Annotated in this window: 9 protein-coding genes; 3 read left to right on the top strand and 6 right to left on the bottom strand. The window is 44.5% G+C overall.

The features are described from left to right. Positions 1 to 259 precede the first annotated feature (259 nt). From AACV78_RS27720 to AACV78_RS27735, 4 genes are all read right to left on the bottom strand, one after another. Positions 260 to 919, bottom strand: a complete 660-nt coding sequence (locus tag AACV78_RS27720) for a pentapeptide repeat-containing protein (protein WP_194010802.1) — start codon at positions 917 to 919, stop codon at positions 260 to 262. A gap of 161 nt (positions 920 to 1,080) precedes the next feature. After that, positions 1,081 to 2,721: an ABC transporter substrate-binding protein gene (locus AACV78_RS27725; protein ID WP_194010804.1), complete on the bottom strand. Its 1,641-nt coding sequence runs from the start codon at positions 2,719 to 2,721 to the stop codon at positions 1,081 to 1,083. Between the two features lie 404 nt (positions 2,722 to 3,125). Beyond that, positions 3,126 to 4,601, bottom strand: coding sequence for an adenylate/guanylate cyclase domain-containing protein (locus tag AACV78_RS27730; protein ID WP_194010801.1), 1,476 nt, complete (start codon positions 4,599 to 4,601; stop codon positions 3,126 to 3,128). 70 nt (positions 4,602 to 4,671) lie between these two features. After that, positions 4,672 to 4,845: a hypothetical protein gene (locus AACV78_RS27735; protein WP_194010805.1), complete on the bottom strand. Its 174-nt coding sequence runs from the start codon at positions 4,843 to 4,845 to the stop codon at positions 4,672 to 4,674. Positions 4,846 to 6,120: 1,275 nt separating this feature from the next. Between AACV78_RS27735 and AACV78_RS27740 the strand changes: the two genes are divergently transcribed. After that, positions 6,121 to 6,675 (top strand): hypothetical protein, encoded by a 555-nt coding sequence (locus AACV78_RS27740; protein ID WP_194010800.1) that lies wholly within the window; start codon positions 6,121 to 6,123, stop codon positions 6,673 to 6,675. A 200-nt stretch (positions 6,676 to 6,875) separates the two neighbouring features. Here AACV78_RS27740 and mnmA read toward each other — a convergent pair whose 3' ends face one another. Beyond that, the gene (mnmA, locus tag AACV78_RS27745; protein WP_194010799.1) at positions 6,876 to 7,967 is read right to left on the bottom strand and encodes a tRNA 2-thiouridine(34) synthase MnmA; all 1,092 of its coding nucleotides are present in this window, start codon (positions 7,965 to 7,967) and stop codon (positions 6,876 to 6,878) included. A 388-nt stretch (positions 7,968 to 8,355) separates the two neighbouring features. On the opposite strand from mnmA, the gene AACV78_RS27750 reads away from it, so the two are divergent. Together AACV78_RS27750 and AACV78_RS27755 are read left to right on the top strand one after the other, a co-directional pair. Continuing rightward, a complete protein-coding gene (locus tag AACV78_RS27750) occupies positions 8,356 to 10,071 on the top strand; it encodes an NAD(P)H-hydrate dehydratase (protein ID WP_194010798.1) in 1,716 nt (571 codons plus the stop codon). Between the two features lie 225 nt (positions 10,072 to 10,296). Further along, positions 10,297 to 10,827 carry a peptidoglycan-binding domain-containing protein gene (locus AACV78_RS27755; RefSeq protein ID WP_194010797.1) on the top strand — a complete coding sequence of 177 codons (531 nt, stop codon included), beginning with the start codon at positions 10,297 to 10,299 and terminating at the stop codon, positions 10,825 to 10,827. A gap of 186 nt (positions 10,828 to 11,013) precedes the next feature. On the opposite strand, the gene AACV78_RS27760 is transcribed toward AACV78_RS27755, so the two are convergent. After that, positions 11,014 to 16,905, bottom strand: a complete 5,892-nt coding sequence (locus AACV78_RS27760; RefSeq protein ID WP_194010796.1) for an AAA family ATPase — start codon at positions 16,903 to 16,905, stop codon at positions 11,014 to 11,016. Positions 16,906 to 17,079: the final 174 nt, after the last annotated feature.

Consider the following 17,079-nt stretch of genomic DNA (forward strand, 5'->3'; position numbering starts at 1 on the left):
GAGGGTTGGGGTGGGGTGCTTTAGATTTTTGCAAGAGTTCTACTGTTGACTGTTGACTGTTGACTCGATTTTATTATTCCTATGCAACCGGAAACGATGTCAGGGAAAAGCGCCGCGCACCGGACAATCACCCGCGCGGCGACAGGAAACGAGATAAATCCTACAATTATAACTGTAGGGGCCATTTCGGAAATGGCCCCTACAGGATAATATTAAGCTTGTTAAAAACGAGCATCTGATTTAGCAATTGGCGATCGTCCTACGGTAAAGCAGCATTTTTTAAATCTACATTTGCCATATTTGCATTCATTAAATTAGCACCGGTCAAGTCCGAACCGTTCAAATTAGCACCAGTCAAATTAGCACCGGTCAAATTTGCATCCCGCAAGTTAACTCCCAGTACGTCGATTCCCGACAAACTGCCACCTCTGAGGCTGACATTAGCTAAATTCGCTATGGACTGGCGAGCATTTTTCATATTTGCGCCAGCCAAATTTGCACTTTCTAAGTTAGCGCCCACTAAATTAGCGTTGGTGAGGTTGGTATTTTTCAAGCTGGCAATTACTAAACCCGCCAGACTCAGATTAGCCTTGGTTAAATCAGCGCCCTGCAAATTTACTCCGTGCATTCTAGCGGCAATTAAACTCGCACCTTGCAATTTAGCTTGTTGCAGATTGGCTTGATTCAGTTTTGCTTCATTGAGATTAGCACCGTTCAAATTCGCTCCGCTCAAATTCGCTCCGGTCAAGTCGGCTCCGCTGAGATCCGCACCAGCAAGCTGCGCTCCTGTCAAGTCACACTTGGTACATTCTTTAGTTTCTAATAGTTGCTTGACTTGCGATACGTTTTCTGCTTTGACTCCAGAAGCAAAACCCATTGCAATCAGTAGCGCTGTTGTTGTTAAAATTCCAAATTTCATATACTCACCCTCGGCGATATCTCTCTTTTAATAATATCCCACATATTTCTAGAGAGTTGGGTGATCGGTCTCTTCGATAAACTGTGACAATCATCACCCTATTATGCACACAACATGATAAAATTATTGACGTTTCAATTCCTCAAAATCATTGTAAACAATTATTGCTTTTTCAGGAACCAAAAGGGAAAGGATTGCGTCCGTTCTAAACGGACACCGCTGATGTTGTTCTGAGCAAAAGTATAGTCCTTATCCTGCCAAAGAGGGATGAAAGGTACATCTCTACCTAGTATGTCCTGAATTTCGCCAAACAAAGCTTTCCGGGTTTGGGGGTTTAATTCTTTGCGTTGCTGGTCGATAAGTTGATTTACTCGATCGCTATAATAAAACGAACCCTGACCCTGACTCGCACCCTTTTCGCACCCGGTGGCCGCCGAACCCGCGTCACAATCCAAAAACGGCTGAATGTAATTGTCAGCGTCAAAAAAATCGGCGTACCAATCCACCAAAACCGCAGGATAAATCCCCTTCTCTATATTCTGAAACAAAGTCGGAGATTCAACGCTGTTAACTTCTACCTGCATTATCCCGTCCATTTTTAGCTTGGCTAGCGCCTCGATCGTACTCGCAACTAACGATCGCTTTGTGGAAGCAGAAGGATACCAAATTTGCAGAATAAAAGGATTGGCGGCCGAATATCCCGCTTTTGTTAACAATTCCTTGGCTTTGGCTGTGTTCGCGTCGCCGTAAAGTTCTTTAAACACGGGCTTGTTAACGTCGAAGGTTGTGGGAATCAGACTGTACAGTGGCTGGGCTTGTCCCCGGAGTACGCGATCGTTAATCAGGGGGCGATCCATCACGGAGGCGATCGCCTGTCTCACTTCTAACTTATCCAGGGGTTGAGACTTGATATTCAGCGTCATATAACTAACTGTACTGCTTTCCCCAGCGATTTCCTGCCATTTCCCTTTTTTCGAGCCCTCGTCTAAGCTGCGAACTTGGTCTGCATCCAGAGACAAATAAGCCACATCGATCGCACCTATCCGAAAAGTATTGAACAAATTTGACGAACTAGAAAGTAGCAACAAATCAATTCCTGAATTAACAGGTTTTTCCCCCCAATACTTATCGAATGCGTCAAACTTGAGAGAATCGCTGCCGTACTTCGCCAGTTTATAGCGTCCAGTTCCCACAAACGTATCGGGTTTAAATTTACCGTCTCCAATCTCGTAAGCTGTCGGAGAAATGGGACAAAGGCCGGCAAATGTCAGCAGGGAAGGAAAAGCAGCAAAAGGCTTTTTGAGTTGAAAAGTTAATTCGTATTCGCCCGTCGCTTTCACCGATTCTACTGCATCGCCCAGCAAGAAAGATGGACGGCCACCATTTTTGATAAACCGCTGCAACGAAAATTCCATTGCTGCGGCGTTAAACGGTGTTTCGTCGTGAAAAATCACGCCTTGACGCAAGGGAATTGTATATGTCAATCCGTCGTTGCTAATTTTTGGCATTGCGGTGGCCAAGCTGGGGATTAACTCAGTAGTTCCCGACTTGTAGGTGTAGAGAGTGTCGCCCAAGTTGCGTAGCAGTTGTCCTGATATAATTTCGTAGGCGTCTGCAGGGTCGATCGTCCGCAATTTCAAGGTTGTGCCGATCGTCACGCGATCGTTTTGGGGCGAATTGGGCGAGCGAGAGGCCCTCTGGGAGCAGCTTGCAGTTAACAAGCAGCACAGACAGAACAGAGCTATAACTTTAATCACTGAAGGTTTTATAGATATTCTCGGCTGTCGCTTGTTAATTGCCATCGTATTTTCTTGATACTCCAAATTACTCAATATATTATCAGGACTTACGCACTTTTAGACTAGAAATCCGGTTTCTTGGTAGATGTTTTACTACTCGTTCCCAGGAATAGCCTGGAAAGAAGTTAAGATTTGAATTTTTTCCAAACGAAGCAGAACCTCTGTATATGGGTTCATTTCGCAGAGCCGGAGAACAAGTTAATCAAAGACTAATGACTAACCTTCGACTTCGCGATCGGCTAAAATAACCACCCTTCGACTTGCTAAGGCTACGCTAGCTCACAAATCGCGATCGGGCAAGATGACCAGCCTTAGACTTCGCGAGCAGCTAAAATAACAACTAACCAATAACAACTAACCAATAACAACTAACTAATAACAACTAACTAATAACAACTAACCAATAACTAAAGTCCCTTGAGGAGCGATCGCCAATCCCGACAGCGTTTCAGGTAAATGCGAGCTACCCGATCGCTCGGATTTGTCCGCAAACACTCTTCAAACAATTTTCCCGCTTCTCGAAACTCCTTGCGATCGCACAATAACATCGCTTCAGTATATACGGGCAAATTTGCTAGCTTTGCCCCAAGAATTTCCGCAGGATCTGCATCAAACACCTCATAGACTACGACATATTGAGATTTTCCTTTAACCTGTACTTTATCCACAATCCGAATAGCATAATCAGCAGGATTTCGCAACCGTTCCAAAGTCTGCTGAGAAATTAACAGAGGTACGCCGTAATCTTTAGTCAATCCTTCAATCCGAGATGCCAAATTAACAGCATCGCTAATCACAGTGGTGTCCATTCGGCTTGCGCCGCCGACTGTCCCCAGCATCAAAGAACCCGAATTGATACCAATGCCAATTTGAATTGGGATGTAGCCGACACTTTGACGGTGTTGGTTGTAATCAGTCAGGGTGTGTAGCATCGCAATACCAGCTTTCACAGCATCATCAGCACAGTCACTAAATAAAGCCATAATTGCATCGCCGATGTATTTATCTATAAAGCCATTATTGCTAGTAATAGCCGGCTCCATCCGCGAGAGGTAAGCATTGATAAAATTGAAATTCTCTTGCGGTGTCATAGTTTCCGAAAGCGTCGTGAAGTTGCGGATGTCGCCAAATAACACCGACATTTCCTCCTGCACTTGGTCGCCTAAATTAACATCAAGAATACTTTCATATCCCAATAAATTTAAAAATTGATGCGGCACAAATCGCCCGTAGGCATCGGTTGAGTCTGATTCAACATCCAGAGATTTTTCTAAATTTTGATTGACTTCAAATAGTTTTTTAATCAATTCCTGACGGTCGGTTTCAGCTTGTTTGCGTTTCGTGATATCTTGAAAAATTGCAATCGCAAAAGCAACTTTACCAGCCTCGTCAAAAATTGGCGTTCCCCAACCTTCAATAGGAATTTTACGGTCTGGTTGATGAACTTCCATATCGTCAGCAGTCGAAATTTCACCCCTAAAAGCTCGAACGATCGGCAAATTATCGAAAGGGTAAATAGTATCAGTTCCCGCGATATAAATTTGATAAATATCTGACAATTTATCAACTGTATTTAAGGGCAAAACCCCTTTACCGAGTAACTGCTGTCCGGCGTGATTGACGTAATAAGGTTTGCCTTCAGAATCGAGCACGGCTACGCCTATTGGAATCGCTTCCAGAAATTGAGCCAGCTTAATTTCGCCTTCCCGCACCGCCTCCAATGCCCGATCGCGCAACTGGGTTTCAACCGTATCGGAATGTTGAGCAGTAGTTTTCAGCAAGATTTTCAGATCTGCTTTTTCCTCCTTCAAGTCTGCCACTTGCTGGCGCAATCTTTCTATCTCTAAAAGTAGCTGTTCTCTAGATGGTTGTTCTTCCAGCATAACCCGAGAATTTGCACCTCTACTAACAGAAAATTGCTCAACAGCCTGCATCATAAAAGTAACCGCGTGTCTATACTAATTCCAACGGCAAACCAGGCATCAGGCGTTGCAAATTCTTCAACGATTTACCCTCCCAAGCTATGCGTTGAGAGCTTTGCGCTGCCATTTGCACTAGAGCTTTTTTGCGCTGCTCGATTATAAACTTCGACAGCATATTTATGCCCCAATACGGTTTACTTAACATATTTATGCCCCGGAGATCCCCCTAAATCCCCCTTAAGAAGGGGGACTTTGAGGGGATTCTTGTTCCCCCCTTTTTAAGGGGGGTTAGGGGGGATCGTCTTAAGTAAACCGTATTGATTTATGCCCGAACTGTTCAAAAATTCTAACTGCTGCAAATTGAGGGTAATTTTCGCCGGTTCGGAGTCTGGCACCTCGCCGAGCAACTGTGCTATCGGCGGGTACACCCCAAGCCGGCTCAGCATGAGAGAGCCAACAAAACTCACGGTTGCCGTTGCTGGATCGTAGCAGATATGGTAATCTTGTGTCTGAATTTCGATTGTCGCGAAAAAGTCCCTTAGATATTAAGGTGAATTTTTGAGGATAGCTCAGCCGATTCCTTAAAGGGATTGCGAGGGATTTTTTGTTCATAATCGATTTATTTCAACAATATCTTACTAAAAAAGTAGCGATCGCTACTAAAGTATTTTTGACTCCCCCCAACAACGGATACAGGCTGCTGCAGGACTGTGGAAAGTTCAAAATCTTAGACTTTTGTAACACTTTCGCACTCTTTGGTGATCAACCGCGTTTGACGGGCAAAAATACTGCATCCAGACCTTTAATCCCGATCAAATCCCGGTTTATGTGGCATTGATGCGTCCAACACTGTTTGCTTAAACCTCCGGTAATTCATCTAAAATTTACCATCTACTATCTAAAATTTAAAATATACAATAATATAAAATCTACAATCTACAATCTAAAAATGACGCTTCGATCGCACTTTAAGAATAAAATGCTACAATGAAAATAATTGGCTGAAGTTGTAATGCCTGCCCGTTCTGCGGAAACAGATTGTGCTGCATCGGTTTGAGAGCGCTGGCTCAGCTCGTCTCCCACAGTCTAAAACACCTTTAGTAGTTTTGGGACAATCGATAGTTATTTGTACTGAGATTCTCGACCACCATCAGATTCTTTTCAGAATATTTACTTAGGGCTAAATTTTTCTAGATACCCGCAGATTAAAAGTAAAAATTAATTAATAACTCGGTAGTGCAATTTTCTTGAAACATCAGCACCCGCAGCGAAGATAAAATACTTGTGCCGCACCGGCCCTCCAGTCGGTTCTGCACAAAGCAATAAATGGCAGCAACAGCAGTATCTAAATAAACATTTCAGTTATGGACGCATCTAGACCCAAAAACCCGATTTCTGACTACCGGTGCGTCCGGGACTGTATTTGCTTTTGAGCGATCGCTCTCGATCGCGCCAGAGTGTAAAGTGAGGCAGAAGACCCATGATCGAACGAAGCTCCGAAAATAACTCTCAAAAAAATCAAAACCGAACCCAAAAGCAACCGAATCCTTTGATATTGGCTGTCGTCCTGACAGGAATTGTGGTTTGGGAAGTTTATCCGCCGCTCGTACATAGCGCCGAGGCTAACGCGGTGGCTCTCAAAGATTCCCTCCCCCGGTGGGAAAGCCCAGAGCAGTCAACGGCGGTTTCTCAAAAAATTAGCTCTTCCCGATTAGCACTAAATAGTTTAATTTCCTCTCCCGACAATTTGGCAGAAAACGCGCGCCCAAATCCCCCGAACCAATTGCCGGCAACTGTAGCAGCAGCAGTTCGCCAAGATTTGTCGCGCCAAACTGGAATTTCTGCTGACAAGTTGAAAGTAACTGAATCGAAACTGCAAAGTTGGCCGAATACTTGTTTGGGACTGGCGAAGGCTGATGAAATTTGCGGCCAAATGATTGTGGAAGGTTGGCGGGTTGTAGTTTCTGATGGCGGCAAAACTTGGGTTTACCGCACCAATGCTAGGGGAAATATGTTGCGCTTGGAAAAGAAATAATATCAATTCCGGTTGCACTCATACATGACTGTTGACTGTTGACTGTTGACTGTTAACTGTTGACTGTTAACTGTTGACTGTTGACTGTTGACTGATAATTTCAATTTCCCAGTCTTCTTCCACCCGCTCGCCTAACGTTCGGCTAAGCTCAGTCGAGTCGCGGGTGCAAGCCAAGTACAGAGGCGGTTTCAACCGCTGTCTTATTTGGGAAGTTGATTTCTTTCTATGATGCCGCCGCCCAACAGCACGTCTCCGTCATACCAAACAGCGGCTTGTCCGGGGGTAATGCTCAACTGCGGTTCGTCAAAAATTATTTTGACTCTTGTACCGCAGGCTTTTTCGTCGGCTTGGGAGGTTTCTACAGGAATAATTGTAGCGGGGACGGGGTGCGATCGATAGCGAATTTGTACAGAAGCCCGAATCGGAGCAGTCGGTTGAGCGACAGAAACCCAATTTACCCGATCGACATTACACTCAGATTCTACCGCCAACTGGCGATCGCCCACAATTACCCGATTAGCACCAGCATCAAGTTCAATCACATACAACGGTTCCGGTGCAGCAATGCCGAGGCCTTTCCGCTGGCCGATGGTGTAGTGGTGCACGCCGTCGTGCTGTCCGAGCACCCGGCCGGTCTTGTCAACAATGTCACCCTTTTGTGGCGCAATGTACTTGTCCAGAAAAGCCCGCATCGAACCGTTACTTTCCACCAAGCACAAATCCTGACTTTCCGGCTTGTCGGCAGTGCTCAAGCCAAATTCCGCGGCAATTCTGCGAGTTTCTGTCTTGGTAATTTCCCCCAAAGGAAACTCCGTACCGGCAAGTAAATCTTGTGTTAAATCGTACAAGAAATAAGACTGGTCTTTGCCAGGGTCGATCGCCCGCAGCAACTGATAGCGACCCGTAGCAGTATCATAGGTAATGCGAGCGTAGTGTCCCGTCGCAATCTTTTCAATTCCTAATTCTTCGCGAGCATACTTGAGCATCGGCCCAAACTTCACAGTTTTATTGCACTGCGAACAAGGCAAAGGCGTCACTCCTGCACTGTAACCGTCCACCAAATAATCGACAATACTTGCTTGAAAGACCTCGCGGCTGTCCACAATGTGGTGAGGAACGCCCAAATCTTCGCAAAGTTTAGCGGCATCGACCATTCCCTCAGAGCAGCACTGACCTTTGCCTTTCATCAGCCACAGCGTTAAACCCACCACTTCATAGCCCTGATGGTGTAAAATTGCGGCTGCTGCGGAACTATCGACCCCGCCGGAGAGGCCTACAACAATCTTGTTCATGATTCGGAGACAATTTGCTATTTTACTGTTACTTTGTGCGATCGAGCTAATTGATTATACCACAAGTATACTACAAAATGGTACTGCTGCTGTTAGCTGAAATTTTAGCACTAATAAGTAAAGCCACCTAATTAAACGTAAAATACCGATCGCTCAAAGGCTTACTGCGTATCTCTTCCTTCTTCTTCCTTCTTCCCTCTTCCTTCTTCCCTCTTCCTGATGACGTTGTACCGAAAGCTCGGAGGCGACAGCACTGATGACTAATGACTGATGACTAATGACTGATGACTGATGACTGATGACTAATGACTGATGACTGATGACTAATGACTGATGACTAATGACTAATGACTAATGACTAATGACTAATGACTTCTTCCCTCTACTTATGACTATTCAAAAATTTGTTGTCACCGCCGACCAAATGCGGCAAATAGAAGCGAGAATATTTGCTGCTGGAATGCCAGTAGCAGCTTTAATGGAAAAAGTCGCCGGATTGATTGCCAAACGCATTCAGGCGCTCTTGAAGGAAGAGGAAAGTTCGGTAACAAGCAATGTACGGGATTTAACGGATAGCAGGAAAAGGGAAGAAGGGAAAAAAATTGTTAATTCGGCGTTGCCAGCGATAGGCGTATTAGTTGGGCCCGGACATAACGGCGGCGATGCTTTGGTTGTGGCTCGCGAATTGCACTTTCAAGGATTTCCCGTAGTTATTTACTGCCCGTTTTCTAAGTTTAAAGAACTTACAAAAAGTCATGCTGATTATGCCCGTTCTTTAAAGATTCCCTTTGTTGACAAAGTTGAATCTCTGAACAACTGCGATTTACTAATCGATGGTTTATTTGGGTTTGGATTGGAACGAGAAATTACCAATTTCACAGCCGCCGCTATTGACGAAATAAATAATTTAAACATACCCATTTTTAGTATAGATATTCCATCGGGAATTCATACAGATACCGGAGCAGTTTTGGGGAGGGCAATCAGGGCAAAACACACATTGTGTTTGGGATTGTGGAAAATGGCTTTTCTGCAAGACCAAGCGTTAGAATATATCGGCAGTTGTGAATTAATTGATTTTGATATTCCCGTCGCAGATATTGCAGCAATATTGGGTGATTCGCCAGCAATCCAACGCATTACCAAAGCATTGGCAATCCAGCATTTGCCCTTGCCCCGATCGCCAATTTCGTACAAATACACCAACGGTAACATACTAATTATTGCAGGTTCCCGCCGCTACACCGGAGCCGCAATTTTGTCAGCGTTGGGAGCAAGAGCAAGCGGTGTCGGAATGCTGTCAATTGCTGTTCCTGAGTCGATTAAACCGATGTTGAGCAGTCATTTGCCAGAGGCTTTAGTTATCGGATGTCCTGAAACTTCAAGCGGTGCAATTAGCGAGTTGCCGGTAGCAATAGATTTGAGCAGTTACGATGCGATCGCCGCTGGGCCCGGTCTGACATTGGAAGCCGCGATCGCTGTAGAATCTCTACTAGATAGCGATCGACCTCTGGTTTTAGATGCCGACGGTTTAAATATCCTCGCTCAACTCGGCACAATCCCGATTTTGTCGGAACGCCGAGCACTGACAATTATCACGCCTCACCAGGGCGAATTTAAGCGTTTGTTTCCCGAATTAGCCGGCAAAACAGGCGATAGTCGAATTGCCGCAACTCAAGCCGCGGCTGAGCTTTGCGGTGCAGTCGTGTTGTTCAAAGGAGCGAAAGTTTGCATAAGTTGGAAGGATGACGGCGATTCCCTACAGGATAGCTACGCCGCGCGTACCGTCACCTATCTCAATCCCGAAAGCACCCCAGCCCTCGCCAGAGGGGGCAGCGGCGACGTTCTCACCGGCTTGTTAGGGGGACTGTTAGCAGGTGCGTTAGCGAAGCCCGCCCCTACGGGGGCTGCGCCAACGAAGAGGATCGCCCGCAAATCTCCCCCTCAAGCAGTGGCAGCAACAGCAGTTTGGTGGCACGCTCGAGCCGCAATCATGGCAGCCAAAGAACGGACAGAATTAGGAGTAGATGCCTTTACTTTGACACAGTATTTAATTCCTACATTGCGAGAATGCGATCGGGAAACAATCAACAGTATTTTGTAACCCTTGCACCGCGCACCGAATCCGTTAACAATTCACACTTTGCTAACTCAAACGAGCGACACTCAAACGAGTGACACTCAAACGAGCGACACTCAAACGAGTGACGCTTGAAAAAGTGACGCTTGAAAAAGTGACGCTTGAAAAAGTGACTGTGCAATCATAAAACCTAACAGTTATACCTGAAATATCAAAGACCAAAACTTAAATCTGGAAAGGAATCACATTATGTATACCGAAGAAAGAAGCACCAACAATGAAACTATGGCTCTCGTGGCGGATACTACAGCTCAATCAAATATTGCATTTGCTGAAACCGCTCGAGTCAACAAACCCACTTTACAAATGGGTTCAACAGGTCAAGCTGTCAAGGAACTACAACAGCTTCTATATCATTGGGCATATTATTTCGGCCCGATTGACGGTATCTTCGGCGTGCAAGTTCAACAAGCAGTCAAAGCCTATCAACACTGCGTCTTCTTAAAGGAAGATGGGGTTGTCGCTTCCCTGACTTGGGAAGCACTATACTCTGGTGCACCTGTGAATATGCCCATCCTGATGAAAGGCAGTTCTGGTAATACTGTAAAAATTGTTCAGAATGTCCTCAAAATCAATGGATACTATTTCGGTTCCATTGACGGATTCTTCGGGACAATGACAGATGTAGCAGTGCGACAATTGCAAATTAGCAAGGCTTTACCGCAAGATGGAATTGTCGGCTACAGAACTTGGCACGCCCTCAGCAAGTTACCGCACTAATGACTGGTTGGATTCACTTTATTTATTAGTCCGCGCAGGCGGACTTTTTTTTGTATAGTATCGATGTCATATCGTTTCCGGTTACATCGGAATCATAAAATCGAGTCAACAATCAAGAGTCAACAATCACCTGACGGTGCAACCGGAATTGATGTCAATCGCCAAGTCCGAGCTTTGCCGAATGTCCTAATTATCCTTGATAGGAATGCTGTGTACCGGAATGGCGATCGCAAATTCTGTTCCCCTTCCCGGCCACGAACAACATTCTAACGTTCCCCCGTGTTTTTTGGTAACTATATCGTGGCAAATTGGCAGTCCAAATCCGGTTCCTTTACCTTCTACTTTGGTTGTAAAAAATGGCGTAAACAATTTTTCTTTGATGTTTTCTGGCATCCCAATTCCATTGTCAGCTATCCGAATCTTTACGGTAGAATCGATAAGTTTTTCGCCCAAGTTGGCAATAGAGGTCGAAATTGTAATCGTATTGGGGTTGTTCTCAATTTCTTTGTAGGTTTTACCAACATTAGATTCTTCCAGAGCATCGATCGCGTTGGCTAGCAAATTCATAAATACCTGATTTAGTTGCCCCGGATAGCATTCTATTTGAGGCAATTCCTCGTAATTTTTGATGATTTTAATGGCAGGGCGATCGCCAGACGCTTTCAACCGATGTGCTAAAATCATTAATGTGGTATCAATTCCTTCATGAAGATTGGCCGGTTTTTTCTCAATCCCGTCGCTACGCGAATAATTCCGCAAAGATTGCATGATGTCGCCAATACGATCCGTTCCCAATCTCATCGAGTCAATCATCTTCGGCAAATCTTCTACTAAATATTCTAATTCAATCGCTTCTATTTCATCTAAAACTTGTGGCCCTGGCTCGGGAAAGTTGTCTTGATAAATTTGGAGTAAATTTATTAAATCGCTAACATATTCTTTGGCATGATGCAAATTGCCAGAAATAAAGCTGACAGGATTGTTTACTTCGTGGGCCACTCCAGCCACGAGTTGTCCGAGTTGCGAGATTTTTTCTGTTTGAATTAATTGTGCTTGAGCTTGTTGCAGTTGAACGAGTGTTGCTTCTAAATCTTCAGCTTTTTGTTTCAATTGATCTTCCGATGTTTGCAGAGCTTTTTCGGCGCGCTTGCGATCGCTAATATCCCGATTAATTACCAGGGCGTGAGGTTTGCCGCCGTACTCAAAAAAGTTCGATTTTATCTCAATATCGCACAGCGTACCGTCTTTTCTCTGTATGACAGCTTGACAGGTAAATTGTTCGCGTCTGCTGACAGTTTGTTGGAACTGGGCGAATAAATGCAGATACTCTGGCATAATATAGTCTGGCGGATTTAACTCCAAAAACTCTTCCTGAGAATAGCCAAAAATTTGAGAGAGTGCTGGGTTAGCTGCGACGACTTTACCAGTCTGCAAATCTATCAGCGAAAGTCCGTCTGCTACTGTCTCAAATATGCTGCGGTACTCTTGTTCTTTTTGGATAAGTTCGACTTGGGACTGTTGCAGGCTTTCAAGAGATTCAGCCAACTGGCGGGATTTGTGTTGTTCCTGGGCGTAGATGCGGGCGTTTTCAATGGCGATCGCCGCTTGTGCCGTTAATAACTGCAACAGTTCCAGGCGATCGCGCGTAAATGCTCCTGTTGCCAGATTATTCTCTAAATATACAATGCCAATCAACTGGGTTTGATACAAAATCGGCGCGCATAAAATCGATTTTGGTTGGCAATTTTGAATGTAACTATCCGCTTGGTAAATTGTTTCTTGACTTGCATCGCTCAATACCAGTGGTTGCTGAGTTATCCCAACATACTTGACTAGAGAAATAGGAACATCTGAACTGTTTTCAAGCAGCATTGATTCCTGAAAGGTTGCTGAGTCATGCAGGTTAGTATCCGAGACTTCAACAAACAGTTGCCCGCCTCTTTCTAATATAATACAGCCTTTCTGTGCGCCAGCATTTTCTAAGATGATTTGCAGCAGTTTTTTTAACAACTTTTCTAAAACAATTTCACTATAAATTGCCCCAGAGGCTTTGATTACCGTTGCTAAATCCAAGAGATTAGCATGACTAGATGTACTCGCAGTTACAGTTGCACCGATCCGCGACTCGACAGTTTCAGGAAATAAATTCCCATAGTATTGTTCGAGTTGGCGGACTTTCGCTGTTGCGCCCCACTGGATGTAGCAAACTCTGGCATTGCTGATATAATTTTTGACGAAAATCAGCCGATTTTGGGATAAATAAAATCGGGCAGCTAATTCATTAATCAGCGCTGCATCTTGAATGAAGCCGTTTTCTATTGCGAGGGCGATCGCACTATCGTAGCATTCTGCCGCCTCATACTTTTGTCCCGACAACCGCCCCGCTTCCGCCCGGATGGCTAAATATTTGTGCTGGTAATTTGCAGGGCAGTTTTTCGCAAACTCTAGAAGTTCTTCCAGGCAAATATTAAGCTGTTTTAGGTATAGTTGGCGATCGCCCTCGCTGGCATTTTTACAAGCAGCAGCAAGGGCTATAGCGCGGTGGAAGCAAAAAACCGGACTCAGAAAAACGCCCGCAGCACCTGCCAAAAATTTAACACCCATATTTGCATATTCTAATGCTCGATCGACCTCGCCAAACCAATTCGCCACGGTTAGTCTGTAGAGATAAACCATAAAAGAAGTCATCAAATCTGCCGAGGCTTCAGCAAATTCTAATAGCGACTCTTCGTCGATGAAATTTGGGGGATTTTCTACATTCTCGGCAGCACGAGTAAGCCGAGCAATTGCAGATTTATTTAACATAAAAAATGCTAGCATATTGCGGTCAAATTTTTGCAAAATAGGTGAAAATTCCTCCACAACTGCGGTGGTTTTTTGCAGCGATTCATTGCCGAAAAAGCTGAACCAAAGACAATTGATCGCTGCATATCCCGACCACTGATAAGCACCTGTCTCTAAACCGCTATTAAAAGCTTTGAGGATAAAAAACTTGGACTCATCAATATGTTTGATGTAGTGCAAACAAGCCCCCCACAGCAAGAAAATATAAGCGCTTAACTCTTTAGCATCCCAGCGTTCGTAGAGAGTCAAACCCAGTTCTCCTGCTGCCAAACCAGCCTCAATTTCGCCATATTTAACAATTAAAGTAAAGGCATACACAATGTAGCCAAAAGCGGAAATCCGGCAATTTCCGTGTTCGATTGTCGCCTGCACCAACTTCATCGCGCACAAAAATTGAGCGTTGGGACTGGTAAAGTAAACAATGGGGTAAAGTTCTTTCAAAATCCGGTGGGCGGCGAGTTGCAGCGGATCGGTGAGTGTCGGTAAATCGGCTAAATCTACGATGGATTCCCCAATCATCTCCTTCGTCTTCGCCAACTCCCGCAGCAAATACCCATCATCCGGGTACGCTTCAAACTCAATTCCCAACAATTGCAGCGTTTCGATAACTAACTGATAAGCAGCAGGTAAATCATTTTTCATCCGCAGACAAGTCACTTTCAACTCATTAATCCGACACCGTTCTAAAAATGTCTGAGTTTGAGGCAAAATGAAGTCTAGAATTGCCAAAGCTTCGTCATTTTTCCCATTCAAATATTCAGCTTCGCCCAATTCAAAATACAGCGCCAAAGTTAACACATAATTATCTTCCCAGCTTTGGGCCGGCAAACAGTTGCAGCCCGACTGGAAAAAACTCAGCGCCGTTTCAAACGCAGAAGCAGCTTTCGCAGTTTGGCCCGCCTGCAAATTTAACTGGGCTAATTCATACTTTTCGTTTAACTCGCAAATCAACCCGCCAGCAAAATTCAAATGATTAACAATATCAAAAATTCGTTCTTCCCGTTGGGCTGCGGTACTTCTGTGCAGCAACAAACGCCCGATCGCCAAATGAACAGGTTCTTTCTGTACGTCAGGAATCATAGCATAAGCAGCTTGTTGAACGCGATCGTGCATAAATTTGTAGCACACATCTCCGGCCGTTTCCCCCAACTTATTCAACTCTTCCAGCTCAAATACTTGCGGAATTCGATAGCTATTACCTACAGGTAAAATCAATCCCACCTGCAACGCTTCCCACAAATCCTGCGCTGTTTGAGTCCAAATTTGTCCGCTAGCAACCGACAGCACATCCAAACTAAACTGATTGTTTATACAAGCAGCCAATTGCAAAATTCGCTGGGTTGCACTTGACAAAGTTTGAATTTTATTTACCATCAAATCGACAACGTTTTCAGAAATTTCCTGGCTTTGAATATGTTTAATATCCCACTGCCACTCGGCAGCCTGCGGGTTAAATCTCAACCAATCTTTTTGATGCAAATATTTCACCAGTTGTTTGAGAAAAAATGGATTTCCGTCAGTTTTTTGCACGAGCAAATTCGCCAGCGGACTCGCTGTTTCAGCAGCACATCTCAAAGTTTCAGCAATTAGTTGAATGGCGCTGTCAATTGTTAGCGGTTCTAAAGTAATAGCTGTTATCGGAATGCCAGCGGCTCGAATTGCCTCATTCGCTAGCATAAATGGATGCGTCGAACCGACTTCGTTATCCCGATAAGCAACAATTACTAGCAAGTAAGGGATTTTTTCGAGGCAATTTTTTTCGTACAAATTGACTGTTGCAGCATCTATCCACTGGCCGTCGTCGAGAAACATTACTAAGGGATGTTCGGCGGTAGCAATTGCTTGAAGTAACTGCTGCATCACTCGGTTGAAGCGGTTTTGAGATTCGAGCGCCCCGAGTTCTGCTACGTCTGGTTGCGGGCCTAAAATTAACTTTAATTCGGGGATGGCTTCGATCGCAATTCCAGCATTAGCGTCCAAAACATCGAGCAATTTTTCCCGCCACAACTCAATTTGAGCTTGGCTTTCAGTCAAAATCTGCTGCACCAAACTCCGCATGGCTTGATTAAAACAAGCATAGGGAACATTGCGCTTGAATTGGTCAAATTTCCCCGAAACCAAGTATCCGCGCTGCATGGTTAAATTACGCAGAATTTCGTGGACTAATGCTGATTTGCCAATCCCGGAATAGCCACCGATTAAGATTATTTCGCTGCTGCCTTTGCTGACTCGATCGAAGGCTTGCAATAATTGTGCTATTTGTTTTTCTCGCCCGTAAAGTTTTTGCGGAATTAACAACTGACTCATGGCATCTAGTTGTCCGGGAATAAAATTAGACAGTTTCCCTGAATCCTCGATTTGATTCTGGCAGCGTTCTAAATCTGCTAACAATCCGGTTGCTGTTTGATACCTATCTTCGGCATTTTTGGCCATCAGTTTTTCCGAAATTTCGGTTAAGACTGGGGGAATTTGCGGATTTAATTGTTGAAGGGGAATTGGTTGTTTGGCAATGTGACAGTGGACTAATTCCAGCGGATCTTTGCTGTCAAATGGCAATTTTCCTGTCAGCAATTTGTAAAAGGTGACACCTAGAGAGTAGAAGTCGCTGCGGTAGTCTACAGCGCGATTCATCCGCCCGGTTTGTTCCGGGGACATATAGGCGAGAGTTCCTTCTAGGCGATCGGGATTTTTTAAGTGCGGGGTTTCTTTATTTAACCGCGAAGCAATGCTGAAATCTGCAAGTTTTACTTGCATTGTTTCGGGGTTGATGATAATATTAGCTGGCTTGATGTCTTTATGAATAATTTGATTTTGATGCAGGAATACTAAAGCTTTTGCTAATTGGATGGCGATGTTTAAGAATTGGGCGATCGCCAATTGGTAAGGTGCCGTTGCTGCGGCGGTAACATTTGTGCTGCCAGCAGCATTCTGAAGCCTTGCCATCCACTGTTCGAGGGAGATGCCTCCAAAATCTTCTAAGACTAATACCAAGCAATTCGGGTGAGTTTCTAGGCGATCGACTTTGACGGTATACTGGCAATCGAGATACGCGGCGATCTGATATTCGTGTTTTAAGCGAGTTATTTGTTCTAGGGTAGGATATTCTGTATTTAAAACTTTGAGGATGGCAGGCTGTCGGTTTGTCAGCGACACCGCCCGATAAATAACCGTGTTAGTTCCTTGATGGATGAGTTCTTGCAAGTCATAGTCAGAAATCCTTAAAGCTGGCAGCATAATTTTTGATTCCTGTCAGTATATTGGTTTCTAATTCTAGAGTGCACCCTGCTGAATACAAAAAACAGAGATAAATTACCGAGATAAAAAGATTAAAAAACTACCTATTTAAACCAGGTTTATACAAACAAAATCCTGCGATAGCGGGTTGAAAAAGACTGGACGGTTGAAATT

This window comes from Tychonema sp. LEGE 07196 (genome assembly GCF_963890365.1).
Lineage (GTDB): Bacteria > Cyanobacteriota > Cyanobacteriia > Cyanobacteriales > Microcoleaceae > Microcoleus.

Bases quoted from the DNA above. Each gene is read 5' to 3' on its own strand.
- AACV78_RS27720 (WP_194010802.1), bottom strand. From the start codon at position 919: ATGAAATTTGGAATTTTAACAACAACAGCGCTACTGATTGCAATGGGT.
- AACV78_RS27725 (WP_194010804.1), bottom strand. From the start codon at position 2,721: ATGGCAATTAACAAGCGACAGCCGAGAATATCTATAAAACCTTCAGTG.
- AACV78_RS27730 (WP_194010801.1), bottom strand. From the start codon at position 4,601: ATGCTGGAAGAACAACCATCTAGAGAACAGCTACTTTTAGAGATAGAA.
- AACV78_RS27735 (WP_194010805.1), bottom strand. From the start codon at position 4,845: ATGTTAAGTAAACCGTATTGGGGCATAAATATGCTGTCGAAGTTTATA.
- AACV78_RS27740 (WP_194010800.1), top strand. From the start codon at position 6,121: ATGATCGAACGAAGCTCCGAAAATAACTCTCAAAAAAATCAAAACCGA.
- mnmA (WP_194010799.1), bottom strand. From the start codon at position 7,967: ATGAACAAGATTGTTGTAGGCCTCTCCGGCGGGGTCGATAGTTCCGCA.
- AACV78_RS27750 (WP_194010798.1), top strand. From the start codon at position 8,356: ATGACTATTCAAAAATTTGTTGTCACCGCCGACCAAATGCGGCAAATA.
- AACV78_RS27755 (WP_194010797.1), top strand. From the start codon at position 10,297: ATGTATACCGAAGAAAGAAGCACCAACAATGAAACTATGGCTCTCGTG.
- AACV78_RS27760 (WP_194010796.1), bottom strand. From the start codon at position 16,905: ATGCTGCCAGCTTTAAGGATTTCTGACTATGACTTGCAAGAACTCATC.